The organism is Acidovorax sp. Root219 (assembly GCF_001428665.1).
Taxonomy (GTDB): Bacteria; Pseudomonadota; Gammaproteobacteria; order Burkholderiales; family Burkholderiaceae_C; genus Acidovorax.
The window spans coordinates 1-2,882 of record NZ_LMIJ01000039.1; the positions used below are offsets into that span (position 1 = coordinate 1).

Genomic DNA, 2,882 nt, shown 5'->3' on the forward strand with positions numbered 1-2,882 from the left:
CCAGGCGGGCGAACTGGTGAACGCGGTGGCGGTGTTCAGGCTGGCGGGCGATGGCAGCGGTGCCGCCAACCAGCGCAGCGCGGCAACTGCACCGGCCCCAGCGGTGCGCAAGCCGGTGGCCATGGCGGCACCGGCAGCGCGCGCGGCCGTAACCTCCAGGCCAGCGGCCAAGGCCCCGGCGGCCAGCCGGCTGGCGGCGCCCAAGGCCGCAGCGGCGGCAAGCCCTGCAGCGGCAGCGGCACCCAAGGCGCCGGCCAAGGCGGCCGGGGGTGGGGATGATGAGTGGGAAAGCTTCTGATTGAAGGCCGCAGGCTGTCCCTGGGCCGTCCTCTCTTTCAACCCGCCGTCGGCGGGTTTTTCACGCCTGGACCGGTGCGGGCCGCGTTCAGCGTGGCCGGTGCGGATCCGGAAACACCAGCTGCAGCCCCGGCAGGGCAGGGCGTTTGAAGGCCTGCCACGCGGCTCCCGGCCCCTGCGGCTGGGCCAGCCGGTCGGCCACCACCCACCAGGCGCTCGGGTTCAGGCCGATGCCGAAATGGCTGGCCACCACCTCGATGTTCTCGGTGTGTGGGTTGTGCGCTGCGGGCGCCTGCAGGCTGCCACGCCAGGCCACCACGCCATCGCTGCGCGAGTAGATGCTGGTGGTGGGCACGGGCGGGGCCTCGGGCAGGTTGTAGTTCTCGGTCTCGCGCTCGATGCTGCGGCCGCTGGCGAACTGGTAGATGCGCCAGGCATTGGTGGAAGTGTGGGGCCCGGCAAAGGGCGTGCCCAGTGTCACCACGCAGCGCACCAGGTCGGGCAGTTCCTTGGACAGCTCGCGGGCATAGATGCCGCCCAGGCTCCAGCCCACCAGGCTCACCTTGCCCCCACTGCGCTGCGCGGCCTGCTGCAACTGCTGTTTGGCGTTGTCCAGCACGCCTTCGCGCGGGCCCAGGTTCAGCCCCTGTCCCCAGCCCTGGGTGTCATAGCTGCGCGATTCCAGGTAGCGGCGCAGCGGGGCCGTGGTGGCGTCCCCGGCCGTAAGCCCGGGGAAGACGATCACGGTATGCCCATCGCCCCGGGGGGCGCGCTGCAGCACCGGCCAGGCAGGCAGCACCGCCCCGAATTCCCAGGGCGCGCGCAGCTCCAGCGCCAGCAAGGGCAGGCCGGGGGCAGGCATGTGGTGGGGGTTCTTCTCTTTTTTGGTGAACAGCGTCATCAGGTCATTCCATGGGGCACAAGGCAACTGCCCGGCGGCGTCAGGGGCGGTGCGGCGGCGGGGGCGCCAGCTGCGCAGCGGCTTGCCATTCGACAGCCCGGGTAACGGTAACATTTTTTTGCGCCTGAACCCTCTCCGGGAGTGGAGGTAGCTCTCCAATGAGGCGGGGGCCGGGCTTGCAGCAATCGGCGTCTGGCCGGGTTTTTGTTATGAAATGTAAATTTTTGCTGCTATGCTTTTGGGAGTGCCTGCAATTCCTCAACCGGGTGCATGCTTTTCCATCCCGAAGACACCCGCCATGAACCAACCCCTTGCTGAAGCCTCGCCTGAAATCACTTCCCGCAATGCCCCACCTGCCGGGCGTGCGCGGGAGTACCTCAGCTTTCGCCTCGGCGCGGAGGAGTACGGCATCGACATCCTTCGGGTGCAGGAAATCCGCTCCTACGAGCAGCCCACCCGCCTGGCCCATTCGCCGGATTTCATCAAGGGGGTGATCGACCTGCGCGGGCGCATAGTGCCCATCCTGGACCTGCGCATGAAGCTGCACTGTCCCGAGGCGAGCTACACCGACTTCACGGTGGTCATCATCCTGGACCTGGGGTCCTTGCTGGTCGGTGCCGTGGTGGATGCCGTGGCCGACGTGGTCACCCTGGCCCCGGAACTCATCAAGCCCGTGCCGCAGTTCGAGCCCCATGGCAACCTGGACCCTGCCTTTGTCACCGGCATTGCCAGCGTGGGTGAGCGCATGCTGATCCTGATGGACATCGAGGCGCTGCTGTGCAGTGCCGACATCGGGCTGGTGAAGGCTGCGGCGACCTGATACAAAGGCAGGCGGCGCAGAAGTCGGCAGTGGACTGGTGCGCTGTGGACCAGTCAGGTATTTTCTGGAAACGACACCATGAACAATCTCAAGATATCGACTCGCATGGCGGGCACCTTTGGCGCCCTTGTACTGCTGCTGCTCGCAGTCATCGCCACAGCGCTGTCGCAACTGACCGCGATTTATGGCAGTACGTCGGACATCACCGAAAATTGGCTGCCCAGTGTCGAGTTGGTGAATCGGCTCGACGCCCAACTGGCAGAAGCGCGGCTCAATGAATTCCGGCATCTGACCACCCAGGACCCTTCGGCCAAGGGTCAGGTGGAAAAAGCGATGGAGGGTATGCGCGCCGAGATCAAGACGACAGAGGACACCTACGAAGGCTTGATCGCCAGCGATGCGGAACGCAAGCTGTATGAAACCTATGTACAGGCGCGCAAGGGTTATGGCGAGTCTGCCGTGAAGCTGCTGGAGCTGTCGCGCAAGAACGAGAGCGAGCAGGCTTTTGCGTTTTTGCAGGGCGAATCGCGCAAGTGGTACATGGAGTCGATTGATACCCTGAAGAAACTCGCGGCATTGAACGGCGCTGGTGCCAGGGCCGCTAGCGCCAGCGCCGCTTCGATCTACCTCAATGCGCGTTTCGTGATGTGGGCTGCAGCCGCGTTCGCGATCCTGCTGGCAGTCTTGGCGGCGGTGTGGCTCATCCGCTCCATCACCCGCCCCCTGGCCCAGGCGGTACAGGCTGCCGACCGCGTCGCCGCCGGCGACCTGAGCGGCGACATCGTCGTGCAATCCCGCGACGAAACCGGCCACCTGCTCAGCGCCCTGCAGCGCATGCAGCAAAGCCTGGTGGCCACCGTGGCC

General features: G+C 66.1%; 3 protein-coding genes and 1 pseudogene. 3 read left to right on the plus strand and 1 reads right to left on the minus strand.

Features of this window, described 5'->3' with window-relative positions:
* A pseudogene (locus ASE28_RS32540) lies at positions 1-298 on the plus strand (methyl-accepting chemotaxis protein); the annotation flags it as partial.
* 87 nt (positions 299-385) lie between these two features.
* On the opposite strand, the gene ASE28_RS27660 reads toward ASE28_RS32540, so the two are convergent.
* Positions 386-1,198: an alpha/beta fold hydrolase gene (locus ASE28_RS27660; protein WP_057269345.1), complete on the minus strand. Its 813-nt coding sequence runs from the start codon at positions 1,196-1,198 to the stop codon at positions 386-388.
* Positions 1,199-1,496: 298 nt separating this feature from the next.
* On the opposite strand from ASE28_RS27660, the gene ASE28_RS27665 reads away from it, so the two are divergent.
* Complete coding sequence (locus ASE28_RS27665) at positions 1,497-2,018, plus strand: chemotaxis protein CheW (protein WP_057269346.1); 522 nt, start codon at positions 1,497-1,499, stop codon at positions 2,016-2,018.
* Positions 2,019-2,096: 78 nt separating this feature from the next.
* Positions 2,097-2,882: MCP four helix bundle domain-containing protein (locus ASE28_RS27670; protein WP_157422160.1), on the plus strand; the 786-nt coding region annotated here is incomplete at its 3' end.